The following is a 23473-nucleotide window of genomic DNA, read 5'->3' on the forward strand; positions in this document are numbered from 1 at the left end:
GAACCGCGCCGGGTCACTGCGGCCCGGCGGTCCGGCCCGCGCCCGTACCCGGGAGGTGAACGGGCGGCTGCCCGCCTCGGCCGCGACATCGGCGATCTGCCCGGTCACCGCACAGCGCACCAGACGGGTGTGCTGCGCGGCCGCCACCCTGCGGGCCGCCGCACAGGCCACGGCCGGGCCCCGCAGGGCGTGGTCCGCGGCGGCCAGCGCCGCCAGGTCCGCGGCGCCACCCGCCCGGTGCCGCGCCACAACGGCCTGGCCCACGCCGATCAGGGCCACGAACACCGCGCAGAGCGCCGCCGCGGCGAAGACCGTCCAGACCGTCGCCGAGCCCTCATCGCCGCACCGTCTCCTCCGCAAGAGCCACCGCCTCCCCCGTGACCTGCACCGTCATCCGCCCCATGCCGGGCAGCGGGGCGGCGACCCGTACGCGCACCAGAGCGCCCTCCCGTCCCAGGACGATCCGCGCGCCCCGTGGAGCCGCGCCCCGGGCCGCCGAGATCACCGCCGCCCGTGGTTCCGACCGGGCCGCGGCACGCGCCCCGGCCCGCGCCGCGTCCACACACTCGATACGGGCACAGACCGCCAACAGCCCCCAGACGAGCGCCACCACCACCGCCACCAGGAGGGGTATGACCACGGCCGCCTCCGCCGTGACGAATCCGGCGTCGCGGCTCGGCGGGGCACCGCGAGTCCGCGGGGTGCCCCAGGCCCGCCGGCCCGGGACACCGCCCTCAGAACTGGACATTGATCGCCCTTTCGAGCGCCGACCGCAGCAACGCCTGTACCGGTCCGCTCGTCACGACCTTGTAGAGCACCGCGGCCAGGGCACACGCCGCGAGCGTCCCGACGGCATACTCCGCCGTGATCATCCCCCGGTCATTGGCCCCGATCGCGCGCAGCTTCGCCCACCACCGTCGCAACATTCCGCCCCGAAACATTCGAACCCCCTTTGAACGGCCCCTGATGAGTGGCCTCTGATTCATGACCTCTGATGAATGGCTCTTGATGAACGGCTTCTGACCGGCGACTTCTGACACACCGCGTGGAAGCCCTCCGGCATGGCTGGGGTGCTGGGCCCGCCCGTCGTTCCGGCCCGGTGGGTCGGCCCCGGGAGCCGGTCCCCCGGCCCCCGGTCCACCACCCCCGCCGCGATCTCCGCACCGGCCCGCGCACACACTCACCCGCGTCCGCCGCTCAGTTACGTCCCAACAGGCCGCCTGCCAGGCCGATCAGCACGGGTGCCACCCCGAGCGTCAGGAACGCCGGCAGAAAGCACGCCGACAGCGGCAGGGTGACCAGCACCCCGGCCCGTCGGGCCTGTGCCGTCGCCGCACGGGCCTGCTCCGCCCGGAGTTCGGCGGCGATCCGGGACGCCGACTCGACGGCCGGTACCCCGGATATCCCGGCGCGCTCCATACAGCGCGCCAGCCCCTCGGCGCCGGGGAGGGCCGCCAACCGTGGCCAGACGACTGCCGGTTCACCGCCCAGGCGCAGTTCCGCCGCCACCTGGCGCAGCCGCTCGGCGACCGGCCCGTCGAGCGTGCGGCCCACCGCCTCGGCCGCTTCCCGTGGTCCGGCCCCGGCCGCGAGGCAGGCCGCCAGCAGATCCCCGGCGGGCGCCAGCTCCGACCGCACTTCCGCGGCCGCCGCCCGAGCCGCCTCCGCGCCCCGTTGGCGGACCAGGCGACGATGCGCCCCGTAGCCCACGGCGAGTCCCACCAGGACTCCCGCCATGCCACCGACGAGGATGACCACCAGCCCCGCCGCCCCCAGGGGCCCGGCCCACTCCAACAGGCGGCTCTTTCCCGGCACGCCGCCGCTCACCGTCGCTGTTCGCCGCCGCCATCGGCCCCGGGCGGACGCCCCGGTACGGGCCCCGTCCCTGCCTCGCCGGTCCGGTCCGCCGCTCCACACCGCCGGGAGCCGTCTCCGTACGGCGCGGCCGCGGTGTGTCTCCCGCACCAGCGCCATGGCGCACAGCACCGCTGTCATGGCGGCGAGCGCCATCCCCACCCTGTGGACAACTTCCGCACTCATATCGATCGATCCCCCTCTCCCCTTTACGCGCCTTCCGCGGCCGCGACGATCCGGGCCGTCCAGGCCACCCCGCCCCACTCCAGGAGCCCCCCGACCACGAGGCAGCCCCACCCGGCCGAGGTGTGCAGCAGCACCCGCAGTGGGTCGGCGCCCAGTGCGCTGCCCATCAGGAGCCCGGCTGCCGGAAGCAGTGCGAGCATCAGCGCGGTGGCCCGGGGGCCCGCCAACTGGGCGCGCAGCTCATCGCGTTGATCCCGCTGCGCCCTGAGCCCTGCCGCGATCCGCTCCAGGCCCGAGGCCAGTCCCGCACCGCCCTCCACGGCCACCTGCCAGCACGCGGCCATACCGGTCAGTCCCTCGGCGCCCGGTTGCCGCGCCGCCCCACGCAGCGCCTGGGGGACATCGCCGCCGTACCGCGCGGCCGCCAGCACCGCCGAGCCGCCCGCCCCGAGGCCCGTTGCCCCCACGGCGAGCAGGGCCTGCGCCGGCTGCCGCCCGGCCCGCAGCTCCCCCGCCACCGCCGCGCAGAGCCCGATCACCGAGGCGGCCCGCCGTTCGCGCACCCGCCCCGCGCCACGGGTGACCAGCCACCGCCGGACGAGGAACACGGCGACCACGGACGCCGCCACCGGGACGACGGATCCGCCCAGCACCGCCAGCGCCAGCCCCACCGGCAGACACCAGACCTCCTGCCCGATGTCTCCCCAGCGGCCGATGCTCCAACGGCGCCCCGCGTCCCCCTCGACCAGCCGCCCCGCGCACCATTTCCGCGCCTCCTCGCCCCGCAGCCAGGCCCGCCATCCCCCTGTTGGGTCCGCTTCTCCACGGCCGCCGAGCAGGGTCCGGGCGCGCCGCCGTACGTCTTCCGGCCGGCCACCGGCCGACCGCAGAGCGGCGCCCGCGCAGAGCACCGCGACCACCAGCGCCACCGAGGCCACGCTCATCCGAACCCACCCCCGCCCCGCTCACACAGCTGCTTCAACCGCCCCCAGCCGCGCTCTTCTTGGAATCCGGCCGGGCCCCAGACGGCGGCAGGCACGGTCACCACGAAGCCGTCACGGTCCCGCTCCAGGACATGGAGCTCGGCGATCCGGCGCCGCCCGGTCCGGTCGCGTACGAGATGCAGCACGACCGAGAGCCCGGCCGCCAGCTGGCTGTGCAGCGCGGCGCGATCCAGGCCCGCGGTCGAACCGAGGGCCTCCAGGCGCGCGGGCACATCGCATGCGGCGTTGGCATGGACCGTGCCGCAGCCGCCCTCATGGCCCGTATTGAGGGCCGCCAGCAGATCCGTGACCTCGGCTCCGCGCACCTCGCCGACCACCAGCCGGTCCGGGCGCATCCGCAGCGCCTGCCGTACGAGGTCCCGCAGTGTCACCCGGCCGACGCCCTCCTGGTTGGCGGGCCGGGTCTCCAGCCGCACCACATGGGGATGGTCCGGCCGCAGCTCCGCCGAGTCCTCGGCCAGGACGATCCGCTCGGCGGGGCCGACCAGGCCGAGCAGTGTGCTGAGCAGAGTGGTCTTGCCGCAGCCCGTACCGCCACTGATGAGGAAAGAGAGCCGGGCCGCCAGCAGCGCCCGGAGCAGCCGGTCACCGCCCGGCGGGACCGTGCCGGCCGCCACCAGCTCGGCGAGGCCGAAGGCTCGCGGCCGCAGCACCCGTAGGGACAGACAGGTCCCGGCGACGGCCACCGGGGGCAGTACGGCATGCAGCCGCGTGCCGTCGGGGAGGCGGGCGTCCACCCATGGCCGGGCATCGTCCAGCCGCCGGCCGGCCACCGCCGCCAGCCGCTGGGCGAGCCTGCGTACCTCCGCCGCGTCGCGGAAGCGCACCTCCGTACGCTCCAGCCCTCCGCCGCGGTCGACCCACACCTCGTCCGGGGCGGTGACCAGCACGTCCGTGACATCGGGCGCGGCCAGCAGTGGTTCCAGCGGCCCGCTGCCCACCATCTCGGACCGCAACGCGGCCACCACGCCCAGCACTTCGGCGTCTCCCAGCAGCCGTCCCTGCTCGCGTAATGCCACGGCCACCCGGGCGGGCGTCGGCTCCGCCCCGGCCTCCGCGAGCCGCCGGCGCACCACCTCCAGCAGGTCCGGTCCGTGGCTCATGCCTGGCCTCCGCCACGGCCGACCGGACGGGAAGCCATCGGGGCCACCACGGGCCCCGCCGCACCGGCCCCGGCCCCCGTGCCGCGCCCCGATACGCCGACGGGACCCGACCCCGTGTCGGACGGCATCCCGCCGCCATCGCACCGGCTGTCCGTCAGCCGCTCCCAGAACGCCGTACAGAACCTCGCCAGTGGCCCACGCATCTGCGCCCCCGGTGGCACCCCTCGCGACAGATCGGCCAACAGGCCCGCTTCCCACGGCACTTCACCGGCCAGGGGCAGCTCCATGAGGCGGGCGATCTCGTCCGGTGGGAGGCCGTGCCCATGACGGCCGGGTGCCCCGCGCGCCACCACGCGCAGATCACCGAGCACCCGCTGCACCCCGGCGGCGACCCGCTGCGCCGCCGCGACCGCGCGCAGCTCCGTCGGGACGAGCAGCAGGCCCATGTCCACCTGGGCCAGGGCCTCCGTCACCGCCGCGTCGACCCGGCGCGGCAGGTCCACCACCACGACCCCGCCGCGTCGGCGCGCCGCGGCCATGACGGCGCGCATGGCCGGGGGCGGGATGGTGACGTCGGAGCCCCGGTCCCAGCTGAGGACCCGGAGCGAGTGGAGCCGCGGCAGTGACTCGGCCAGTGCTCCGGAGGCGACCCTCCCCCGCGATTCGGCGAACGCGGGCCAGCGCAGGCCCTTTTCCTTCTCGCCGCCCAGCAGGACGTCCAGCCCACCGCCCAGCGGGTCGCCGTCGACGAGCAGCGTGCGCCGTCCCGTACGGGCCGCGGTGACCGCCAGCGCACCGGCCAGGGTGCTCGCTCCGGCGCCGCCGCAGCCGCCGAGGACGCCGACCGTCAGGGCCGGCGGCCCGACGCCCTCGACCGCATCGGCGATCCGGCCCGCCAGCCAGCGCTCGCCGTCGGGGAGAGCCAGCACCCGCTCGGCCCCGAGGGCGACGGCCAGCCGCAGAACCGCCGGATCGTCCGCATCCCGCCCCGTGAGGATGACGCCTGCCCGCCGCCCGGCCCCGCGCATGCGCGGCGCGCAGTCAGCACCGACGATCACCAGAGGCGGCGCCTCCCAGTCCCCTCTGCGGGCAGGCAGGCCGTGTGCCACTTCAGGCAGCGCCCCGGCCGCCGCACACAGCCGCAGAAGATCGTCGAGCAGTCTTTCGTCCTCGGTGATGATCAGCGGCCCGCCCCGCTCCTCGCCGGTGCCGACCGGCCGTTCCCATGGCGTCATTCCGGCCACTTTCCGTCCCCCCATCGCTACGCGACTCCGCGAACTCGCGGACTTTCACGCTGCACCGATCGGGAAAATCTTGTGGATCTTGACCTGAATTTGTGGACAACTCCGTGGCTGTGAATAACCCCGTCACCTATTCCGGCGACCGGCGGCTACTTCCGGGGATCGAGGGGGCCTTCCTCAGAGCAGCGCGACAACTACGGAGGGTAATGTTGCGGTGGCGTCGCAGCCCTGAGGGCCGAGCAGGCAAGGAGAAGTGCGGATCAAGATCCGGCGGCGGAAAATGCGTCCGGACATGCGACGACCCCCGCCGGGGGGGAGAGCGGGGGTCGTCCCCACGGCCGACTCGGGGGGGGGAGGAGCCGGACCGGGTTAGCACGGTCGCGAACGATCCGTGACTTCCATGGTGTACCCGACAGCCTTCTCAGGCAAACCCACGCGCCACACCTTACGCCGAATGGTGGGCGCCTATGCTCGCCCCGTGGAAAACCACTCCGTGCCTCACTCGACTCCCCGTACTGCCGCGTTCTTCGACTTGGACAAGACCGTCATTGCTAAGTCGAGCACGCTGACCTTCAGCAAGTCGTTCTACCAAGGCGGCCTGATCAATCGGCGCGCCGTACTGCGCACTGCGTACACCCAGTTCGTGTTCCTGGCGGGCGGCGCCGACCACGATCAGATGGAGCGGATGCGGGAATATCTCTCGTCTCTGTGCCGCGGCTGGGATGTGGCCCAGGTGCGGGAGATCGTCGCCGAGACGCTGCACGACCTGATCGACCCCATCATTTATGACGAGGCGGCCTCGCTCATCGAGGAGCATCACGCCGCGGGGCGGGACGTCGTGATCGTCTCCACCTCGGGCGCCGAGGTCGTCGAACCGATCGGCGAACTCCTGGGCGCGGACCGGGTGGTGGCCACCCGTATGGTCGTCGACGAGGACGGCCGCTTCACCGGTGAGGTGGAGTACTACGCCTACGGCCCGACCAAGGCGGAGGCCGTGCGGGAGCTCGCCGTCTCCGAGGGCTACGACCTCGATCGCTGCTACGCCTACAGCGATTCGGCCACCGATGTCCCGATGCTCGCGGCGGTCGGCCACCCCTTTGCCGTCAACCCGGACCGGGCGCTGCGCCGCGAGGCGGCCGCGCGGGGTTGGCCGGTTCTCTCCTTCAACCGGCCGGTCCCGCTCAAGCAGCGGCTTCCGACGCTGTCGATGCCCTCGCGGCCGGTCCTCGCCGCCATGGCCGCGGTGGGTGCGGCCATGGCCACCGCGACACTGGTCTGGTACGCGAGCCGACGGAAAACCACAAAGCCACGCCTCGGTCTTATTGGCCGGAGCGGTCGCGCCATCCGTAATGAGCGCGTTTGAAGTCAAACGTAAAGATCTGGAGCACAGGGTTCCGCTTGCCCGGCCCGAGTAGTACAAAGGACTTAACGGCCCGCGAGACCAAGGACATCCGAGAGGAACACCTTTAACGCAGGAAGTGGCCCACGGACCGATGCATGAATGCTGGGCACCCACGCGACGCCGACCCGTCGATTACGGGCCAGCCGCACCAGGTAACCGGACGAAGATTCCGACCTGATGGGCACATATCGAGCACGCTCTGGTAACCCGGCGGACATGCCAGCGGCGGTACCACCGATTGGTACCGCCGCAACCCTTGTTCAGGGGCGAATGAAGAAATCCTTCATGAATTCCGCGGACGCCGCCTCAGGCGTTTCGCCCGACGGCCGTTATGCCGCTCCGCGCTGCAACGCCTCACAGACGGCGGTGCTCTCCCGTACGCCGAGTTCCACCGCGCGTCCACAGTGCGCGATCCATGCCGCGACGCCCTCCGGGGTGCCCGAGACGTAGCCCTCCAGGGCCGCGACATACGCCGCGCGCCCCAGTTCGGCGTGACCGACCTCGGCGGGGCAGATCGACTTGGGGTCCAGTCCGCTGCCGATCAGCACGATCCGCTCGGCGGCCCGCGCGACCAGCCCGTTGCACGTGGCGAACGGCCGCAGGGCGAGCAACTCGCCGTGCACCACTGCCGCGGTCACCAGCGCCGGCGCCTCACTGCCCGCGAGCAGCAGCCGCGCCAGCCCGTCCAGCCGCCCGGCCACCTCGTCGGCATCCGGCAGCGGCAGCTCGATGAGCGGCTCGTCCACCGGCTCGGCGCCGAGCCGGGGCCGCCCCACCGTCTCGTCGGCCGCCCGCCCGGCCTCATCGGCGCTTCGCGCCCCACTGGACGCGGCCACCAGATGGAGCCGCGCCAGTACCCGCAGCGGCGACTGCCGCCACACACTGAGCAGTTGCCCGGCCTCCGCGGTCAGCCGCAGCGCCGCGCCGACCGTGCGCGGCTCGCCCTCGACGCCGAAGTCGGTGCGGCGCCGGACCTCTTCGAGCGCCCAGTCGGCCCCCGAAAGAGCCGCGGAACCGCGCGCTCCGCGCAGCGCCGCCTCGGATGTCACCTCGTTGCTCCGGCGTCGCATGATCCGGTGCCCGTAGACCCGGTCGACGCCCTTGCGTACGGAGTCCACGGAGTCGGCGACCCCCGGGAGCGAGGCCAGGGTCACGAGCGGATCGGCGCTCGCCTGTGGGGGTTCGGGGGGCGTCCCCCGGGAGTTTCCAGCCATGGGTACGACCCTACGCACCACCAGGCCGGACCCCTCGAAGGAGTGGTCTTCCTCACCCAGCTCTCTCACCCGCAGCGAGATCAAGATTACCCTTGGTGAACATGAAGATCGCTTTCGTAGGCAAGGGCGGCAGCGGCAAAACGACCCTGTCCTCCCTGTTCATCCGGCATCTCGCCGCTTCCCGGGTCCCCGTGATCGCCGTGGACGCCGATATCAACCAGCATCTGGGCGCCGCGCTCGGTCTCGACGAGGCGGAGGCCGCCGCGCTGCCCGCGATGGGCGCCCAGCTGCCGCTGATCAAGGACTACCTGCGCGGCAGCAACCCCCGGATCCCGTCCTCCGAATCAATGATCAAGACCACCCCTCCTGGCGAGGGGTCACGACTGCTGCGGGTCGGCGAGGACAACCCGGTCTACGACGCCTGCGTCCGGACGGTGGACCTCGACGGGACCGCCGCGCGCCTGATGGCGACCGGGCCGTTCACGGAGTCCGATCTCGGCGTGGCCTGTTACCACTCCAAGGTCGGCGCCGTGGAGCTGTGCCTGAACCACCTCGTGGACGGCCGGGAGGAGTATGTCGTCGTCGACATGACGGCCGGTTCCGACTCCTTCGCCTCCGGGATGTTCACCCGCTTCGACATGACCTTCCTGGTCGCCGAGCCGACCCGTAAGGGCGTCGCCGTCTACCGCCAGTACAAGGAGTACGCACGGGACTTCGGCGTCCCCCTGAAGGTCGTGGGCAACAAGGTGCAGGGCCCGGAGGATCTGGCGTTCCTGCGCGAGGAGGCCGGCGACGACCTGCTGGTCACCGTCGGCCACTCCGACTGGGTGCGCGCCATGGAGAAGGGTCGCCCGGCCCGCTTCGACCAGCTGGAGGAGGTCAACCGGCAGGCCCTGGAGACGCTGCACCACACGGCCGATGCCGCCTACGGGCGCCGCGACTGGGAGCGCTACACACGGCAGATGGTGCACTTCCACCTGAAGAACGCGGAGAGCTGGGGCAATGCGAAGACCGGAGTCGATCTCGCCGCCCAGGTCGACCCCGCCTTCGTGCTCTCCGAGGGAGCGGCCACCCCACAACCCGCCTGATCTGCCGGACGACGCGGGCGGGCGCCAACGGGTCGACCGCTTGCCCCGGTGGCAGCCCGTCCCGCGTCGTGACTTCAGCGCCAGGAAAAGGAGGGAAAACCACAAGACGAAAGTCCCCGTATTCACCTGATAGGGGGAAGGATTGCGGCGAATGACCGCAAAAACCTCTCCTTACCTTTACCTCTCATTACGGTTCATTTGCCGATGCTTGAGAGTCACCGGACCGTCACCCAACGGTGGCCGCCGCCGGTCGGCTCACGTCCCGCCGCAGTACACCGCCGCCCACGATCGCGCCCCGCGCGACCGCGTCGCCCCGGAGGAGACGGGAATGTCGCAGACCGAGAAGTCGCCGCCGCAGCCGCCGCACACCCCGCACCGCACCGAGATCCCACCCGAGTCCCGTACGCCGTCCCGGCCCGGCTCCCGTGCGCAGAAGGGTCCGGCCGTCCGCCGGGACCTCTCGGCCTCGGTCGTCGTCTTCCTGCTCGCCGTCCCGCTGTCCCTGGGGCTCGCCCTGGCCACGGGCGCCCCACTACAGGCGGGTCTGGTCTCCGCAGTTGTCGGCGGCATCGTCGCCGGTCTGCTCGGCGGCGCTCCGCTCCAGGTGAGCGGCGCGGCAACCGGCCTCCTGGTGGTCACCGCCGATCTGGTGCAGCGCTACGGCTGGCGCGCCACCTGCGCGCTGACGATCCTGGCCGGTCTCACCCAACTCGCCCTGGGCGCACTGCGCGTGGCCCGTGCCGCGCTGGCCATCAGCCCGGCGATCGTGCACGGCATGCTGGCCGGTATCGGGGCCACCATCGCCCTCGGCCAGCTCCATGTGGTGCTCGGCGGCAGTCCGGACAGCTCGGCCCTCGACAATGCCGCCGCGCTGCCCGGCCAGTTGGCGCACCCGCACGCGGTCGCGCTGCTGATCGGCGCCGTCACCGTCGCCGTACTCCTCGGCTGGGGGCGGCTGCCGGGCCGCGCCGGGCGCTGGGCACGGGTGCTGCCCGCCCCGCTGGCCGCCGTGCTCGCCGCGACGGCCGTCAGCGCGGGGACGGAGGTGGCGCGGGTGGAGCTGCCGTCCTGGCGGATGCCCGAACTGCCGGTGCTTCCGGACGCCTCTCTTCCGGCGCTGGCCGCCGCGGTGCTGACCGTCACCCTCGTCGCCAGCATGGAGTCACTGCTGTCGGCGGTGGCCGTGGACCGGTTGGCGGCCGAGCGGCCGGACGCCCCTACTGGGCGCGCGCGGCTCAACCGTGAGCTGGCCGCCCAGGGCGTGGCCAATACGGTCTCCGGCTTGCTGGGCGGGCTGCCGATCTCCGGGGGCGCGATCCGCGGCTCGGCCAACGTGCGGGCCGGTGCGGCCACCCGCCGCGCCACCGTGCTGCACGGCGTATGGGTGCTGCTGTGCGCGGGCCTGCTGGCCACGGCGCTGGAGCTGATTCCGCTCGCCGCCCTCGCCGCGCTGGTGATGGTCGTCGGCGTACGGATGGTGAGCTTCGCGCACATCCGGCATGTACAGCGGCACCGTGAATTCCCGGTGTATGCCGCCACGTTGGGCGGTGTCGTGCTCTTCGGGGTGCTCCAGGGGGTGGCGACGGGCATCGCGGTCGCGGTCTTCCTGGCGCTGCGCCGGCTGACGCACACCCGCATCACGGTGACGGAGGAGGCGGACGGCCACCGGGTGCGGGTCAGCGGGCAGTTGACGTTTCTGGCGGTGCCGCGGCTGAGCCGGGCGCTGGCGCAGGTCCCGGCGCACACCGAGGTCGTCGTCGAGCTGCACGGCTCGTTCATGGATCATGCCGCCTACGAGGCGCTGCAGTCCTGGTCGGCCACCCACCAGGCGCACGGCGGCCGGGTCACCCTCGGCGGCCGCTCGGGCCGTACGGTCGCCGCGCAGGCCGGTGCGCACTCCTGCCGGCCGTGGACGCCCTGGCGCAACCATCACTGCACCCGGCCCGCCCCGGACCCGGCGGCCGTCCCGGAGAGCAGCGGCCGCCAACTGCTGGGCGGGGTCTCCGCATTCCAGCGCCATACGGCCCCGCTGGTGCGCGAGGAGCTGTCCCGGCTGGCGCGCGAGGGCCAGCGGCCCACCCAGCTGTTTCTGACCTGCGCCGACTCCCGGCTGGTCACGAGCATGATCACGTCGAGCGGGCCGGGCGATCTGTTCACCGTGCGCAATGTCGGCAATCTGGTGCCGCCGCCCGGCTCGGACTCCTCCTGCGACTCCGTGGGAGCGGCGATCGAGTACGCGGTAGAGGTGCTGCGGGTCGGCTCGATCACGGTGTGCGGACACTCGGGGTGCGGTGCCATGGGGGCGCTGCTGGGCGCGGCCGCACCGGACGACACCGAGCCGACCCCGCTCGCCCGCTGGCTGCGGCACGGCCGGCCGAGCCTGGCCCGTATGCAGCGCATCGGACGGCGCGGACGGGGCGAAGTCGCCCTCAGCGGGCGTCCGGTGGGCGACGAGCAGGAACGGCTGGCGCTGGTCAACGTCATGCAGCAGCTCGACCACCTCCGGGCGCATCCGTGTGTGGCCCGCCGGTCGGCCGAGGGCACGCTGGCGTTGCACGGCATGTATTTCCATGTCGGCGAGGCCCAGGCATATGTGCTCGACGAAGCCGCCGGGCGGTTCTGCGCGGTGCGCGCGGAACCGGCGCCGGTCACGGTCTGACCTGTCGGACAAGGCGGAAGCGAGTCCGAAAATGGGTCGTGCGAGTGGCTGATCTTTTGTACCGTCAGAAAACTACTGAACGGGGGAGATTTGCATGATTCGTCGTGCCTCACTGGCCGCCGCCGCGTGCGCGGCCGTCGGTTTCTCGCTTCTCACTGTTCCGGCTCACGCGGCCGGAGCCGAGGCGCCGCCCACCCGCGCGTCGCAGAAGGTGGCGTCAGGGTCGGACCACGTCAAGTGCACGAGCTTGAGCAAGGGCCAACTCTGCATCTCCATGAACAGCCGGCCCCAGTCCATCGATGTCTTCTACACCAAAAAGGGTGGCTCGAACATCAAGGCACAGCTCGGGTACCGCATGGGCAGCTCCTCGTCGTACGACAGACTGGAGACCATCAGCGACGGCGACCGGGCCACCAGCACCTGGAAGATGAGCTGGCCCTGCAAGAAGGCCGTTGGCCTGCTCAAGGTCAGGGGGCAAGGGACCTTCGAAACCCCGGCGGCGGTGTTCCCGGGCTGCTGATCAGGCAGCACGGCTGGCGCAGGCCACCGACCGCAGCACCCAAGGGGCCCGCCAGGAGCGGGCCTCTTTCGCATGTCCGCACCGCCGCCGCCAAGCGGCAACACCCGCCGCACACTTCACCGAGCGCGGCCCGCCTCGTCGCGCAACGACCGAGAGGTTCGCGGCCGCAGAGGGAGCTGTACCCGCCGGGTCATTAGTGCCAGGATCGGAAGGGGTTGACCAGCCTCCCCATGATCATTGAGCATTCGGATAATTGGTCTACACCACCGCAGACGCACCAGGAGCCGAGCCATGGACAAGCGTCCTTCCCTCTCCAACCTGCCGAAGGAGGAGATGGGACAGTGAACGAGCATCCTTCCCTCTCCAACCTGCTCAAGGAGGAGCGGCGGTTCCCGCCGCCCGCCGATCTGGCCGCGCACGCCAACGTCACGGCTGCCGCGTACGAGCAGGCCGCGGCGGACCGGCTGGGTTTCTGGGCCGAGCAGGCCGAACGCCTGTCCTGGGAGACCGCTCCCACCCAGACCCTCGACTGGTCGAACGCCCCCTTCGCGAAGTGGTTCGCCGACGGCAAGCTCAACGTCGCCTACAACTGCGTGGACCGGCATGTGGAGAACGGCCTGGGTGACCGGGTCGCCATCCACTTCGAGGGCGAGCCCGGCGATACCCGCTCGATCACCTACGCCGAGCTTCAGCGCGAGGTCTCCAAGGCCGCCCATGCGCTGACCGAGCTGGGCGTGCGCAGCGGCGACCGGGTCGCCATCTACCTGCCGATGATCCCGGAAGCGGTCATCGCCATGCTGGCCTGTGCGCGCCTGGGCGCCCCGCACTCGGTCGTCTTCGGCGGCTTCTCCGCGGACGCCCTGGCGACCCGTATCAACGACGCGGACGCCCGCGTGGTGATCACCGCCGACGGCGGCTACCGCCGCGGCAAGCCGTCCGCCCTCAAGCCCGCCGTCGACGCCGCCCTGACCAAGCCCGGCACGGAGAACGTCCGCAGCGTCCTCGTCGTGCGCCGCACCGGCCAGGAGGACGTCGACTGGCACGAGGGCCGGGACGTGTGGTGGCACGAGATCGTCGACCGGCAGAGCGACCAGCACACGCCCGAGGCCTTCGACGCCGAGCACCCGCTGTTCATCCTCTACACCTCCGGTACGACGGGTAAGCCCAAGGGCATCCTGCACACCACCGGCGGCTACCTCACCCAGGTGTCGTACACCCACCACGCGGTCTTCGACCTCAAGCCGGAGACCGACGTCTTCTGGTGCACCGCCGACGTCGGCTGGGTGACCGGCCACTCGTACATCACCTACGGCCCGCTCTCCAACGGGGCGACCGAGGTGCTCTACGAGGGCACGCCGGACAGCCCGCACCAGGGGCGCTGGTGGGAGATCGTGCAGAAGTACGGCGTGACGATCCTCTACACCGCGCCGACCGCGATCCGTGCCTGCATGAAGTGGGGCGACGACATCCCGGCGAAGTTCGATCTGTCGTCGCTGCGCGTCCTCGGGTCGGTGGGCGAGCCCATCAACCCCGAGGCGTGGATGTGGTACCGCAAGCACATCGGGGCCGACCAGGCGCCGATCGTCGACACCTGGTGGCAGACCGAGACCGGCGGGATGATGCTGAGCCCGCTGCCGGGCGTCACGGCGACCAAGCCCGGCTCGGCGCAGGTGGCCCTGCCCGGTATCGCCGCGACGGTCGTGGACGACGATGCCCGTGAGGTCCCCGACGGCGCCGGTGGCTACCTGGTGCTGACGGAGCCCTGGCCGGCCATGCTCCGCACGATCTGGGGCGACGACCAGCGCTATCTCGACACGTACTGGTCGCGCTTCGAGGGCACGTACTTCGCCGGGGACGGCGCCAAGAAGGACGACGACGGCGACATCTGGCTGCTCGGCCGGGTGGACGATGTGATGCTGGTGTCCGGCCACAACATCTCCACCACCGAGGTCGAGTCGGCGCTGGTCTCGCATCCGAAGGTGGCCGAGGCCGCGGTCGTCGGCGCCGCCGACCCGCAGACCACCCAGGCCATCTGCGCCTTTGTCATCCTGCGCGGCGGTGCGGCGGAGGACGAGAGCCTGGTCGACGAGCTGCGCGCGCATGTCGCCCAGCAGCTCGGCCCGATCGCCAAGCCCAAGCGGATCCTTCCGGTCGCGGAGCTGCCCAAGACCCGGTCCGGCAAGATCATGCGGCGGCTGCTGCGCGATGTCGCCGAGAACCGTGACCTCGGTGATGTCACCACTCTCACCGACTCCTCGGTCATGGACCTGATCCAGGCGAAGCTGCCGAGCGCGGCCAGCGAGGACTGAGCGGGACGAGGCACGAAGGGGGCATCCGGCCGACGCGGCCGGGTGCCCCCTTGCCGTACCCCCTCGCCGTGGCCCGGCGGCGGCCTCCCCAAGGGCCCGGCGTCCGGATTGACCGTAAAGTGAGACCGCCGGATAGCTGTTTGCACCCGCCCGGTACAGTGGGACACGCGTCAATGACACGCTAAAAAACTCTGGGTGCGCCGGGAAGTCTGGTCGGCAACTGCAACAGCCGTACACAGCTGCCGAAAGCCGGAGGTCACCGAGTGAGCGCGCGAAGCCATCAAACGATCAAGAAGTGTGCGCAGCGCGCCCACAGCCCCGCCGAGCGCCAGGGAGCAGGCGCATGAGCGCCCCCCGGAACCGCCGCGCCCCCTTCCTCGGACGGCTGTCGCTTCCCGAGCGGAACTTCGTCGCGGAGGCGCTACGCGCCGAAACCGTCGGCGGCGTTCTCCTCCTCGCCGCCGCCGTAGCCGCTCTGATCTGGGCAAACACCCTCGGCGCAAGCTACGAGGCGGTCCGCGGCTTCCATCTGGGGCCCGCCGCGCTGGGACTGGACCTGTCCCTCCAGCACTGGGCCGCCAACGGGCTGCTCGCGGTCTTCTTCTTTGTCGCCGGTATCGAGCTCAAACGCGAACTGGTCGCCGGTGAGCTGCGTGACCCCAAGGCCGCCGCGCTCCCCGTGATCGCCGCGATCTGCGGAATGGCGGTCCCGGCGCTCGTCTACTTCGCCGTCAACAGCATCGGCGGCGGCTCGCTGCAGGGCTGGGCGGTCCCGACCGCCACCGATATCGCCTTCGCGCTCGCCGTGCTCGCCGTGATCGGTACGTCCCTGCCCGCCGCGCTGCGCGCCTTCCTGCTGACCCTCGCCGTCGTCGACGACCTCTTCGCGATCCTGATCATCGCGATCTTCTTCACCTCGAAGATCAACTTCCTGGCGCTGGGGCTCGCCGTCGCCGGCCTGGTGATCTTCTATCTGCTGCTGCGCAAGGGCGTCCGCGGCTGGTACGTCTACGTGCCGCTCGCGCTGGTCATCTGGGCGCTGATGGAGAACAGCGGGGTGCACGCCACCATCGCGGGCGTCGCCATGGGCCTGATGCTGCGCTGCACCCGGCGCGAGGGCGAGAAGGAGTCCCCGGGCGAACACATCGAGCATCTGGTCCGCCCGCTCTCGGCCGGCCTCGCCGTGCCGCTGTTCGCCCTCTTCTCCGCCGGGGTGTCCATATCCGGCGGTGCGGTCCACGAGGTCTTCACCCGGCCGGAGACGCTCGGGGTCGTGCTCGGACTGGTGGTGGGCAAGGCGCTCGGCATCTTCGGCGGCACGTGGTGCACCGCCCGCTTCACCAAGGCCGAACTCAACCCCGACCTCAAGTGGCCGGATGTCTTCGCCGTCGCCTCTCTGGCCGGCATCGGCTTCACCGTCTCCCTGCTCATCGGCGAACTCGCCTTCTCCGAGGACCTGGTGCTGGCCGACGAGATCAAGGCAGCGGTGCTGATCGGGTCGCTGCTGGCGGCCGTCTGCGCCGGGACCCTCCTCAAGGTCCGCAACACCAAGTACAAGAAGCTCTGCGAGGACGAGGAGCGGGACGAGGACCAGGACGGCATCCCCGACATCTACGAACTCGACCAGCCGGAGTACCACCTGCGGATGGCGGCGATCCACGAAGCCAAGGCCGCCGAGCACCGTCGGCTTGCCGAAGTGGCCTCGGACTCGCATGCCGGAGACGATGGTCCGGCATGATCTGAGAGGCTTTGCATCCGGGTGAAGAGAAGAGGGAGACGGCGATGAGCGCAGTCCACGACGGCACGGACCGCAGCCTCGGACAGCTGGTGGCCACGGCCACGGCCGAAATGTCCGCGCTGGTGCACGACGAGATCGCGCTGGCCAAGGCGGAGTTCCGGCAGGACGCCAAGCGCGCGGGCATCGGCAGTGCCGCGTTCATGGTGGCCGGCGCGCTGGCACTGTTCGCGCTGCCGGTGCTGAGCTTCGCGGCGGCGTACGGCATCCACAACCTCGGTCTCGGGCTCGCCTGGTCCTTCCTGATCGTGGGAGGCGCCTTCCTGGTCCTCGCCGGACTGCTGGCCCTCATCGCGATGGCCAAGATGAAGAAGATCAAGAAGCCGGAGAAGTCCATCAACTCCGCCAAGGAGACCGCGGCCGTACTCCAGAAGGCCAAGCCGCACCCGCGCGTGGCGCCCGTGGAGCACCCGGTGCTGGAGTCTGTGACACGCTCATCGGTATGACAGCCCCTGACAGCACCGCCTCGGTCGTACGGCTCGGCATCCCCGGCGGGGCCGAGGTGTCGCACCGTGATGTCGCGGCCAATGGCGCCCGCTTCCACATCGCGGAGATGGGCGACGGCCCCCTGGTGCTGCTGCTGCACGGCTTTCCGCAGTTCTGGTGGACCTGGCGGCATCAGATGCCGGCGCTCGCCGAGGCGGGCTTCCGGGCGGTGGCGATGGATCTGCGGGGCGTCGGCGGCAGCGACCGCACCCCGCGCGGCTACGACCCGGCGAACCTCGCTCTGGACATCACCGGCGTCATCCGGTCCCTGGGCGAGCCGGACGCCGCGCTCGTCGGGCACGATCTGGGCGGCTATCTCGCCTGGACGGCGGCGGTGATGCGGCCCAAACTGGTGCGCCGGCTGGCGGTGGCCTCGATGCCGCATCCGCGGCGCTGGCGCTCGGCGATGCTCTCCGACGTCCGGCAGAGCGCCCAAAGTTCGCACATCTGGAACTTCCAGCGGCCCTGGCTGCCGGAGCGCGCGCTGACGGCGGACGACGCGGCGCTCGTGGGGCGGATGATCCGCGACTGGTCCGGCCCCAGGCTGCCGGACGACGACGCGCTGGCGGTATACCGGCGGGCGATGAGCATCCCCTCGACGGCGCACTGCTCGATCGAGCCGTACCGCTGGATGGTGCGCTCGATGGCCCGCCCCGACGGTCTCCAGTTCAACCGCCGGATGAAGATGCCCGTACGGGTCCCGACGCTGCATCTGCACGGCTCGCTGGACCCGGTGATGCGCACCCGCAGCGCGGCCGGCTCCGGCGAGTACGTCGAGGCGCCGTACCGCTGGCGGCTCTTCGACGGCCTGGGGCACTTCCCGCACGAGGAGGACCCGGTGGCGTTCTCCACGGAGCTGATCAACTGGCTGAAGGACCCCGAACCTGACCGCTGAGCGGGTTCTCGGCACCGCTCTGCCGAGCCTCCGGACGCCATGCTCGAACGCGCGTCTGACGAACAGCCACTTGCCCGGCGCATAGGCCAATTGGCGGTCTCCGAGGCGGTTACGGACCTTGGGCCACGGGCAGAGTCGAGGGTATGGGCTGGACGCACGACTACCGTGACGTGGCACGCAACCGCCGCAGCAGTGCCGCTGCAGTGAGCACGAAGGAAAGGGGAACCCCGGACCTCAGGTCCGGCGCATCCCCCGACCCGGCGCACCCGATGGGGATCCCGCGCATCCTGCGCCGCAGAGCGCGCTGGATGAGCGCGCGACTACGCCATCCCCGTACCTGATCTGACTCCTCGGCCCGCCGACGGGGCGCGGGATTCCTCCCCGCGCCGCCCGCCGACGGGCGGCAGAGACTCACCGGACCGCCTGGAGACATCGCCTCTGGCTGCCCAGATCGCCGCCGCTCTGGCGGCCTAAGGGCTGTCCCGTAATCCCTGGTGGATCAGCGCGCGGCGTCAGATGCGGTGCATCGCAAGGCGGAGGGACTTCCGGATACTGGGCGTATCCGGATGTTCCGACAACGCGGCGAGGTGCCGTAGCTGTCGTCGTGCGCCCGCCAGGGATTACGGGACAGCCCTTAGATCGCGCAGCCCTGGCTGTCGACCTGCTGCTGGGCCGTACGCCCCTTGGTGACGTCCTCGCGGACCTCGTCGGCGGTCAGCGCGTAGCCGGTGCGTGAGTCGTCCCGCGACTTCGCGAAGACGACGCCGTAGACCTTGCCCTGCGGGGTGAGCAGCGGGCCGCCGGAGTTGCCCTGCCGGACCGTGGCGTAGAGGGAGTAGACATCGCGGCTGACCGTGTCGCGCTTGTAGATGTCCGCGCCGGGGGCCTGGACGCGGCCGCGGACCCGGGCGGCGCGGACGTCGTAGCCGCCGTTCTCCGGGAAGCCGGCGACGATGGCGCTGTTGCCGCTCTCCGCGTCCCCGTTGGTGAACTGGAGCGCCGGGGCCTTGAGCGAGGGCACGTCCAGGACCGCGATATCGCGTCGCCAGTCGAAGAGCACGACCTTGGCGTCGTACGTACGGCCCTCGCCGCCTACCTGGACGGTCGGTTCGCGCACCCCGCCGACGACATGGGCGTTGGTCATCACGCGGTGCCGGCCGAAGACGAAACCGCTGCCTTCGACGACCTTGCCGCAGCTGGGGGCCGTGCCGACGACCTTGACGATGCTGCGCTTGGCCTGCGCCGCGACCGGGCTGGTGGCCAGCCGGGGGTCGGGCGCCGGGACGTTGTTGATCGGCTCGTTGGAGAAGGGCGTGAAGACCTGCGGGAAGCCGTTCTGGGCGAGGACCGAGGAGAAGTCAGCGAACCAGGTGCCGGCCTGCTCGGGCAGCACCCTGGACACGCCGAGCAGCACCTTGGAGTTACGGACCTCCTTGCCGAGCGTCGGCATGGAGGTACCGGCCAGCGCCGAGCCGATCAGCCAGGCGACCAGCAGCATCGCCAGGACGTTGACCAGCGCGCCGCCGGTCGCATCCAGCGCTCTCGCCGGTGACCAGGTGATGTGGCGGCGCAGTTTGTTGCCCAGATGGGTGGTGAGCGCCTGGCCCACGGATGCGCACACGATCACGATGGCGACCGCGGCGATGGCCGCGAAGGAGCCGGGGGTCGCCTCCCCGGTGATCTCATTCCAGATCACCGGCAGCAGATAGACCGCGATCAGGCCGCCCCCGAGGAAGCCGATCACGGACAGGATGCCGACGACAAACCCTTGCCGATAGCCGATGATGGCGAACCACACGGCCGCGACCAGCAACAAAATGTCCAGGACGTTCACGCCGGACACCGTCTCACGAGCGCCAGTCGAGCGGGACCGCCTTGTCACGGTCCCACGGAATCTCCCAGCCGGCGTAGTGCAGCAGTCTGTCGATGACTCCGGCCGTAAACCCCCAGACCAGGGCGTTCTCCACAAGGAAACCAGGCCCGATATGGCCGCTGGGATGGCGTGTTGTCACACGATGGGCGGGATTCGTGAGATCCGCCACGGGAACCGTGAACACCCGAGCGGTCTCCGCCTGGTCTACCGCGCCGACCGGGGTCGGCCGGCGCCACCAGCCCAGGACGGGCGTCACCACGAAGCCGCTGACGGGGATGTAGAGCCGCGGCAGCACGCCGAAGACCTGCACACCGGAGGGATCGAGGCCGGTCTCCTCCTCGGCCTCGCGCAGCGCGGCGCGTACCGGACCGGAACCCTCCGGATCGCCGTCCTCCGGGTCGAGGGCGCCACCGGGGAAGGAGGGCTGGCCTGCGTGGGAGCGCAGGGTGCCGGCGCGCTCCATCAGGAGCAGCTCGGGGCCACTGGGGCCGTGGCCGAAGAGGATCAGTACCGCGGACGGCCGGCCGCCGCTCTCGGGCGGCAGAAAGCGGCTGAGCTGCGGCGGCTCGATCGTGGCGGCCACCCGGGCCACCGGGGCCAGCCACTCGGGCAGGCCCTCGGCCGTGACCGCCGCCTCCCCGGCGTCCGCCTCCTTGCCGTACTGCTGCTCCCGTGCACTCCGCATACGCGCCCCCTCAGGCCTGGCATCGATCGTCGGTCACCTCTGGGCGGCGGTCGTCAGGAAGCGGCCACCGGGGGCGCCATCGGCGGCGCGGGCTGCCCCGGATAGTCGGCCGGTGGCTTCAGCCGCTGTCCCGGCTGGCCACCCAGCTCGTACTTCAGCAGCTTCCTGGCCTTCTCCGGGTCCGTCTCGCCCTCGCCGTACGAGGGGCACAGCGGGGCGATGGCGCAGGCGCCGCAGGCGGGCTTACGGGAGTGGCAGACGCGGCGGCCGTGGAAGACGACCCGGTGCGAGAGCATCGTCCACTCGCTCTTGGGGAAGATCTCGGCGACATCCGCCTCGACCTTCTCGGCGTCCTCCGATGTGGTCCAGCCGAAGCGGCGCGCCAGACGGCCGAAGTGGGTGTCGACGGTGATGCCCGGGACTCCGAAGGCGTTGCCCAGCACCACATTGGCGGTCTTGCGGCCGACCCCGGGGAGGGTGACGAGGTCCTCCAGGCGGCCCGGGACCTCCCCGCCGAAGCGGTCGCGCAGCGCCGCCGAGAGGCCGAGCAGCGATCGTGTCTTGGCCCGGAAGAAGCCGGTCGGCCGGATCAGCTCCTCCAGCTTCTCCGGGGGCATCGCGGCCATGTCCTCGGGCGTCGGGCAGACCGCGAAGAGATGCGGGGTGGTCTGGTTGACCCTCAGGTCGGTGGTCTGCGCGGACAGGACCGTCGCGACCAGCAGCTCGAAGGGGTTGGTGAAGTCCAGCTCGGGGTGGGCGTACGGATACAGCTCGGCCAGCTCGCGGTTGATCCGGCGGGCCCGCCGCACCATGGCGACCCGCGACTCGGGCTTGCGGGCGGCCGCCTTCTTGGCGGGGGCCTTGGCGGGAGCCGTCTTGGCGGCCTTCTTCGTCGCCGTCTTCTTGGCCGTCGTCTTCGTGGCCGCCGCCTGCTTGGCCGTCGTGGTCTTCTTGGCGACGGCCTTCTTGGTCACGGCTTTCTTCGCTGTGGCCTTCTTCGTGACGGCCTTCTTGGCCACCGCCGGCTTCTCGGGGGTTGCGTTCACGGGGCGGCCTTCTTCCCTGCCGAGGTCTTGCCTGCCGGAGTCTTCCTCGCGGCGGTCTGCACGGTCGTGTCCTGCGCCGATGGTCGCGACGCGCCAGCTTTCCGGACGGACGGCTTCCGGTGGGGTGCCGCCCCGGAGGGGGATTTGTTACTTTTGCACGAGTTCGATGTGCGGCCGGACGGCTGTTCGCCCACAGCGGAATCACGCCCTGCGCTCACTCGTCCGGCCCCCAGTCCTCTGCTCTCACCGGCGTATTGGACACTCGGCCAGAGTAAGGCCAGCCACTGACATCCGGCTTGATCGCTGTGATTCCTGACCCCAATCGGCCCCCTGCCTTATGGCTCGGGGCACCGGTCCGGCAAACTTGTGATTGATCGCACTGTTTTGCATTCCGGCATGATGGGGACCACAGTCCCCCGGAGCATGTCGACAAGGAGAGATCTCGTGGACGACGTTCTGCGGCGCGCACCGCTCTTCGCGGCGCTCGATGATGAGCAGGCGGCGGAGCTGCGCGCCTCTATGGGAGAGGTCACGCTCGCCCGCGGCGACGCCCTGTTCCACGAAGGGGACCCCGGCGACCGCCTCTATGTGGTCACCGAGGGCAAGGTGAAGCTGCACCGCACTTCCCCCGACGGACGAGAGAACATGCTCGCCGTCCTCGGCCCCGGAGAGCTGATCGGTGAGCTCTCGCTCTTCGACCCCGGCCCCCGTACGGCCACGGCTTCGGCCCTCACGGAGGTCAAGCTCCTCGGCCTGGGCCACGGCGACCTTCAGCCCTGGCTGAACGCCCGCCCCGAGGTGGCCACGGCCCTGCTGCGCGCGGTCGCCCGCCGGCTGCGCAAGACCAACGACCAGATGTCCGACCTGGTCTTCTCGGACGTACCGGGCCGCGTGGCACGCGCCCTGCTCGACCTGTCGCGCCGCTTCGGCGTGCAGTCCGAGGAAGGCATCCACGTCGTCCACGACCTGACGCAGGAAGAGCTGGCCCAGCTGGTCGGCGCCTCCCGCGAGACGGTCAACAAGGCGCTCGCCGACTTCGCGGGCCGCGGCTGGCTGCGCCTGGAGGCGCGCGCCGTGATCCTGCTGGACGTGGAGCGGCTGGCCAAGCGCTCGCGCTGACCCGCGCCAGACAGCCTGGAAGGGCCCCGCTCCGGCGGGGGCCCTTCGTCATGGGCGCGCGGGACCGCGGACGGCCCGAGGGCGCCCCTGCGGCCCGTAATTGGCTCGCCGGGCCACCAGGGCCCTCGACATAGTGACGCCATGACCCACCGCACGGGGATGGACCGGGACGGCTGCTTCCTACGGGAGGGGTCCCTGAACCGGGTGTCCGCGCCGTTCGCGCCCGTGGTGGCGGAGCTGCGCGCCCGGCTCGGCGACCACTTCGGCCCCGCCGTACTGCACAGCAGCTATCTCTACGGCAGCATCCCCCGCGGCACCGCCGTCCCCGGCGTCTCCGATCTCGATGTGCTGCTCGCCCTGCGCGAGAACCCCACCGAGGCCGACCGGGCCGCCGCCCAAGCCGTCGAGGACCGCCTCGATGCGGCCTTCCCGCAGGTCAACGGCGTCGGAATACTCCTCGTCGGCGTGGACGGCGTGCTGAGCGAGGCGGAGCGGTACGACCTGGGGTGGTTCGTGGCCTGCCTGTGCACGCCGCTCAGCGGGCCGGATCTCGGCGTACGGCTGCCCCGTTACCGCCCCACCTCGCTGCTCGCCCGTGAGACCAACGGCGACCTGTTCCGCAGCCTGCCCGGTCTGCGCGCGAAGGCAGCGGCGGCCACTACGGAAGCCGAGCGCACCCGGCTGACCCGGGGTGTGGCGCGCCGGCTCGTCCGGACCGGATTCACCCTGGTCATGCCGCGCTGGGGCGGCTGGACCAGCGACCTCACCGAGTCCGCCGAGGTATTCGGCCGCTACTACCCGGCGCACGCCGAGCAGATGCGGGCCGCGGCGCGCGCCGCCCGGACGCCCGCCGCGTACCCGGAGCTGCTGGACGCGCTGCTGTCCGGCCTCGCGCCCTGGCTGGCCGACGAGTATCTGGCCGTCCACGGGGCGAAGGCTCCCCGCCCGTAGGTGCGCTGACGGGGCCTCTCGGCAACCCGAGGACCGTCCCCGG

Annotated in this window: 21 protein-coding genes and 1 pseudogene; 11 read left to right on the forward strand and 11 right to left on the reverse strand. The window is 71.6% G+C overall.

What is annotated here, in order from left to right; translation table 11 throughout:
• Positions 1 to 87: 87 nt before the first annotated feature.
• The 7 genes and pseudogenes from STRTU_RS15815 to ssd form a co-directional block, all read right to left on the reverse strand.
• Positions 88 to 285 (reverse strand): annotated as a pseudogene (locus STRTU_RS15815) (Rv3654c family TadE-like protein); the annotation flags it as partial.
• Between the two features lie 49 nt (positions 286 to 334).
• Positions 335 to 748, reverse strand: coding sequence for a TadE family type IV pilus minor pilin (locus tag STRTU_RS15820; protein ID WP_159744114.1), 414 nt, complete (start codon positions 746 to 748; stop codon positions 335 to 337).
• Positions 735 to 872, reverse strand: a complete 138-nt coding sequence (locus STRTU_RS15825) for a DUF4244 domain-containing protein (protein ID WP_371873600.1) — start codon at positions 870 to 872, stop codon at positions 735 to 737. Before STRTU_RS15825 ends, STRTU_RS15820 begins: the two co-directional genes overlap by 14 nt.
• Positions 873 to 1197: 325 nt before the next feature.
• A complete protein-coding gene (locus tag STRTU_RS15830) occupies positions 1198 to 2040 on the reverse strand; it encodes a type II secretion system F family protein (RefSeq protein WP_246240585.1) in 843 nt (280 codons plus the stop codon).
• 23 nt (positions 2041 to 2063) lie between these two features.
• Positions 2064 to 2984 carry a type II secretion system F family protein gene (locus tag STRTU_RS15835; protein ID WP_159744116.1) on the reverse strand — a complete coding sequence of 307 codons (921 nt, stop codon included), beginning with the start codon at positions 2982 to 2984 and terminating at the stop codon, positions 2064 to 2066.
• The gene (locus tag STRTU_RS15840; protein WP_159744117.1) at positions 2981 to 4147 is read right to left on the reverse strand and encodes a TadA family conjugal transfer-associated ATPase; all 1167 of its coding nucleotides are present in this window, start codon (positions 4145 to 4147) and stop codon (positions 2981 to 2983) included. Before STRTU_RS15840 ends, STRTU_RS15835 begins: the two co-directional genes overlap by 4 nt.
• Positions 4144 to 5382 (reverse strand): septum site-determining protein Ssd, encoded by a 1239-nt coding sequence (gene ssd / locus STRTU_RS15845; protein ID WP_159744118.1) that lies wholly within the window; start codon positions 5380 to 5382, stop codon positions 4144 to 4146. Before ssd ends, STRTU_RS15840 begins: the two co-directional genes overlap by 4 nt.
• 460 nt (positions 5383 to 5842) lie before the next feature.
• Between ssd and STRTU_RS15850 the strand changes: the two genes are divergently transcribed.
• Positions 5843 to 6751, forward strand: coding sequence for an HAD-IB family hydrolase (locus tag STRTU_RS15850; RefSeq protein WP_159744119.1), 909 nt, complete (start codon positions 5843 to 5845; stop codon positions 6749 to 6751).
• A gap of 368 nt (positions 6752 to 7119) precedes the next feature.
• Here the strand turns inward: STRTU_RS15850 and STRTU_RS15855 are convergent, their stop codons facing one another.
• Positions 7120 to 8004, reverse strand: coding sequence for a Fic family protein (locus STRTU_RS15855; RefSeq protein ID WP_159744120.1), 885 nt, complete (start codon positions 8002 to 8004; stop codon positions 7120 to 7122).
• 101 nt (positions 8005 to 8105) lie between these two features.
• Between STRTU_RS15855 and STRTU_RS15860 the strand changes: the two genes are divergently transcribed.
• From STRTU_RS15860 to STRTU_RS15895, 8 genes are all read left to right on the forward strand, one after another.
• On the forward strand, positions 8106 to 9092 hold the full coding sequence (locus STRTU_RS15860; RefSeq protein ID WP_159744121.1) for an ATP-binding protein: 987 nt from the start codon (positions 8106 to 8108) through the stop codon (positions 9090 to 9092).
• A gap of 328 nt (positions 9093 to 9420) precedes the next feature.
• On the forward strand, positions 9421 to 11751 hold the full coding sequence (locus STRTU_RS15865; RefSeq protein ID WP_159744122.1) for a bifunctional SulP family inorganic anion transporter/carbonic anhydrase: 2331 nt from the start codon (positions 9421 to 9423) through the stop codon (positions 11749 to 11751).
• A gap of 274 nt (positions 11752 to 12025) precedes the next feature.
• Entirely contained in the window at positions 12026 to 12271 is a 246-nt protein-coding gene (locus STRTU_RS15870; protein ID WP_174878874.1) for a hypothetical protein, read from the forward strand.
• Positions 12272 to 12612: 341 nt separating this feature from the next.
• Complete coding sequence (gene acs / locus STRTU_RS15875) at positions 12613 to 14580, forward strand: acetate--CoA ligase (protein ID WP_159744124.1); 1968 nt, start codon at positions 12613 to 12615, stop codon at positions 14578 to 14580.
• A 343-nt stretch (positions 14581 to 14923) separates the two neighbouring features.
• Positions 14924 to 16318, forward strand: a complete 1395-nt coding sequence (gene nhaA / locus STRTU_RS15880; protein WP_159744125.1) for a Na+/H+ antiporter NhaA — start codon at positions 14924 to 14926, stop codon at positions 16316 to 16318.
• Between the two features lie 44 nt (positions 16319 to 16362).
• The gene (locus STRTU_RS15885; protein WP_018089969.1) at positions 16363 to 16821 is read left to right on the forward strand and encodes a phage holin family protein; all 459 of its coding nucleotides are present in this window, start codon (positions 16363 to 16365) and stop codon (positions 16819 to 16821) included.
• Positions 16818 to 17756, forward strand: a complete 939-nt coding sequence (locus STRTU_RS15890; RefSeq protein WP_159744126.1) for an alpha/beta fold hydrolase — start codon at positions 16818 to 16820, stop codon at positions 17754 to 17756. Before STRTU_RS15885 ends, STRTU_RS15890 begins: the two co-directional genes overlap by 4 nt.
• Before the next feature lie 143 nt (positions 17757 to 17899).
• The gene (locus STRTU_RS15895) at positions 17900 to 18097 is read left to right on the forward strand and encodes a hypothetical protein (RefSeq protein ID WP_167539158.1); all 198 of its coding nucleotides are present in this window, start codon (positions 17900 to 17902) and stop codon (positions 18095 to 18097) included.
• Positions 18098 to 18390: 293 nt separating this feature from the next.
• Here the strand turns inward: STRTU_RS15895 and STRTU_RS15900 are convergent, their stop codons facing one another.
• From STRTU_RS15900 to nth, 3 genes are read right to left on the reverse strand one after another with little or no spacing between them, the layout of a single operon-like run.
• Positions 18391 to 19590 carry a MarP family serine protease gene (locus STRTU_RS15900; protein ID WP_159744127.1) on the reverse strand — a complete coding sequence of 400 codons (1200 nt, stop codon included), beginning with the start codon at positions 19588 to 19590 and terminating at the stop codon, positions 18391 to 18393.
• Positions 19591 to 19603: 13 nt separating this feature from the next.
• Positions 19604 to 20314: an NUDIX hydrolase gene (locus tag STRTU_RS15905; protein WP_159744128.1), complete on the reverse strand. Its 711-nt coding sequence runs from the start codon at positions 20312 to 20314 to the stop codon at positions 19604 to 19606.
• Between the two features lie 53 nt (positions 20315 to 20367).
• The gene (gene nth / locus STRTU_RS15910; RefSeq protein ID WP_159744129.1) at positions 20368 to 21360 is read right to left on the reverse strand and encodes an endonuclease III; all 993 of its coding nucleotides are present in this window, start codon (positions 21358 to 21360) and stop codon (positions 20368 to 20370) included.
• Between the two features lie 444 nt (positions 21361 to 21804).
• Between nth and STRTU_RS15915 the strand changes: the two genes are divergently transcribed.
• Positions 21805 to 22479: a Crp/Fnr family transcriptional regulator gene (locus STRTU_RS15915; protein ID WP_006604164.1), complete on the forward strand. Its 675-nt coding sequence runs from the start codon at positions 21805 to 21807 to the stop codon at positions 22477 to 22479.
• A 141-nt stretch (positions 22480 to 22620) separates the two neighbouring features.
• Complete coding sequence (locus STRTU_RS15920) at positions 22621 to 23430, forward strand: nucleotidyltransferase domain-containing protein (RefSeq protein WP_159744130.1); 810 nt, start codon at positions 22621 to 22623, stop codon at positions 23428 to 23430.
• Positions 23431 to 23473: the final 43 nt, after the last annotated feature.

Origin of the sequence: Streptomyces tubercidicus (assembly GCF_027497495.1) — a bacterium.
Classification (GTDB): Bacteria; Actinomycetota; Actinomycetes; order Streptomycetales; family Streptomycetaceae; genus Streptomyces; species Streptomyces tubercidicus.

Bases quoted from the DNA above. Each gene is read 5' to 3' on its own strand.
- nhaA (WP_159744125.1), top strand. From the start codon at position 14,924: ATGAGCGCCCCCCGGAACCGCCGCGCCCCCTTCCTCGGACGGCTGTCG.
- STRTU_RS15890 (WP_159744126.1), top strand. From the start codon at position 16,818: ATGACAGCCCCTGACAGCACCGCCTCGGTCGTACGGCTCGGCATCCCC.
- STRTU_RS15885 (WP_018089969.1), top strand. From the start codon at position 16,363: ATGAGCGCAGTCCACGACGGCACGGACCGCAGCCTCGGACAGCTGGTG.
- STRTU_RS15855 (WP_159744120.1), bottom strand. From the start codon at position 8,004: ATGGCTGGAAACTCCCGGGGGACGCCCCCCGAACCCCCACAGGCGAGC.
- STRTU_RS15895 (WP_167539158.1), top strand. From the start codon at position 17,900: ATGGGCTGGACGCACGACTACCGTGACGTGGCACGCAACCGCCGCAGC.
- STRTU_RS15850 (WP_159744119.1), top strand. From the start codon at position 5,843: ATGGTGGGCGCCTATGCTCGCCCCGTGGAAAACCACTCCGTGCCTCAC.
- STRTU_RS15905 (WP_159744128.1), bottom strand. From the start codon at position 20,314: ATGCGGAGTGCACGGGAGCAGCAGTACGGCAAGGAGGCGGACGCCGGG.
- STRTU_RS15860 (WP_159744121.1), top strand. From the start codon at position 8,106: ATGAAGATCGCTTTCGTAGGCAAGGGCGGCAGCGGCAAAACGACCCTG.
- STRTU_RS15865 (WP_159744122.1), top strand. From the start codon at position 9,421: ATGTCGCAGACCGAGAAGTCGCCGCCGCAGCCGCCGCACACCCCGCAC.
- STRTU_RS15825 (WP_371873600.1), bottom strand. From the start codon at position 872: ATGATCACGGCGGAGTATGCCGTCGGGACGCTCGCGGCGTGTGCCCTG.
- STRTU_RS15820 (WP_159744114.1), bottom strand. From the start codon at position 748: ATGTCCAGTTCTGAGGGCGGTGTCCCGGGCCGGCGGGCCTGGGGCACC.
- ssd (WP_159744118.1), bottom strand. From the start codon at position 5,382: ATGACGCCATGGGAACGGCCGGTCGGCACCGGCGAGGAGCGGGGCGGG.
- STRTU_RS15835 (WP_159744116.1), bottom strand. From the start codon at position 2,984: ATGAGCGTGGCCTCGGTGGCGCTGGTGGTCGCGGTGCTCTGCGCGGGC.
- STRTU_RS15920 (WP_159744130.1), top strand. From the start codon at position 22,621: ATGACCCACCGCACGGGGATGGACCGGGACGGCTGCTTCCTACGGGAG.
- STRTU_RS15830 (WP_246240585.1), bottom strand. From the start codon at position 2,040: ATGAGTGCGGAAGTTGTCCACAGGGTGGGGATGGCGCTCGCCGCCATG.
- STRTU_RS15840 (WP_159744117.1), bottom strand. From the start codon at position 4,147: ATGAGCCACGGACCGGACCTGCTGGAGGTGGTGCGCCGGCGGCTCGCG.
- STRTU_RS15870 (WP_174878874.1), top strand. From the start codon at position 12,026: ATGAACAGCCGGCCCCAGTCCATCGATGTCTTCTACACCAAAAAGGGT.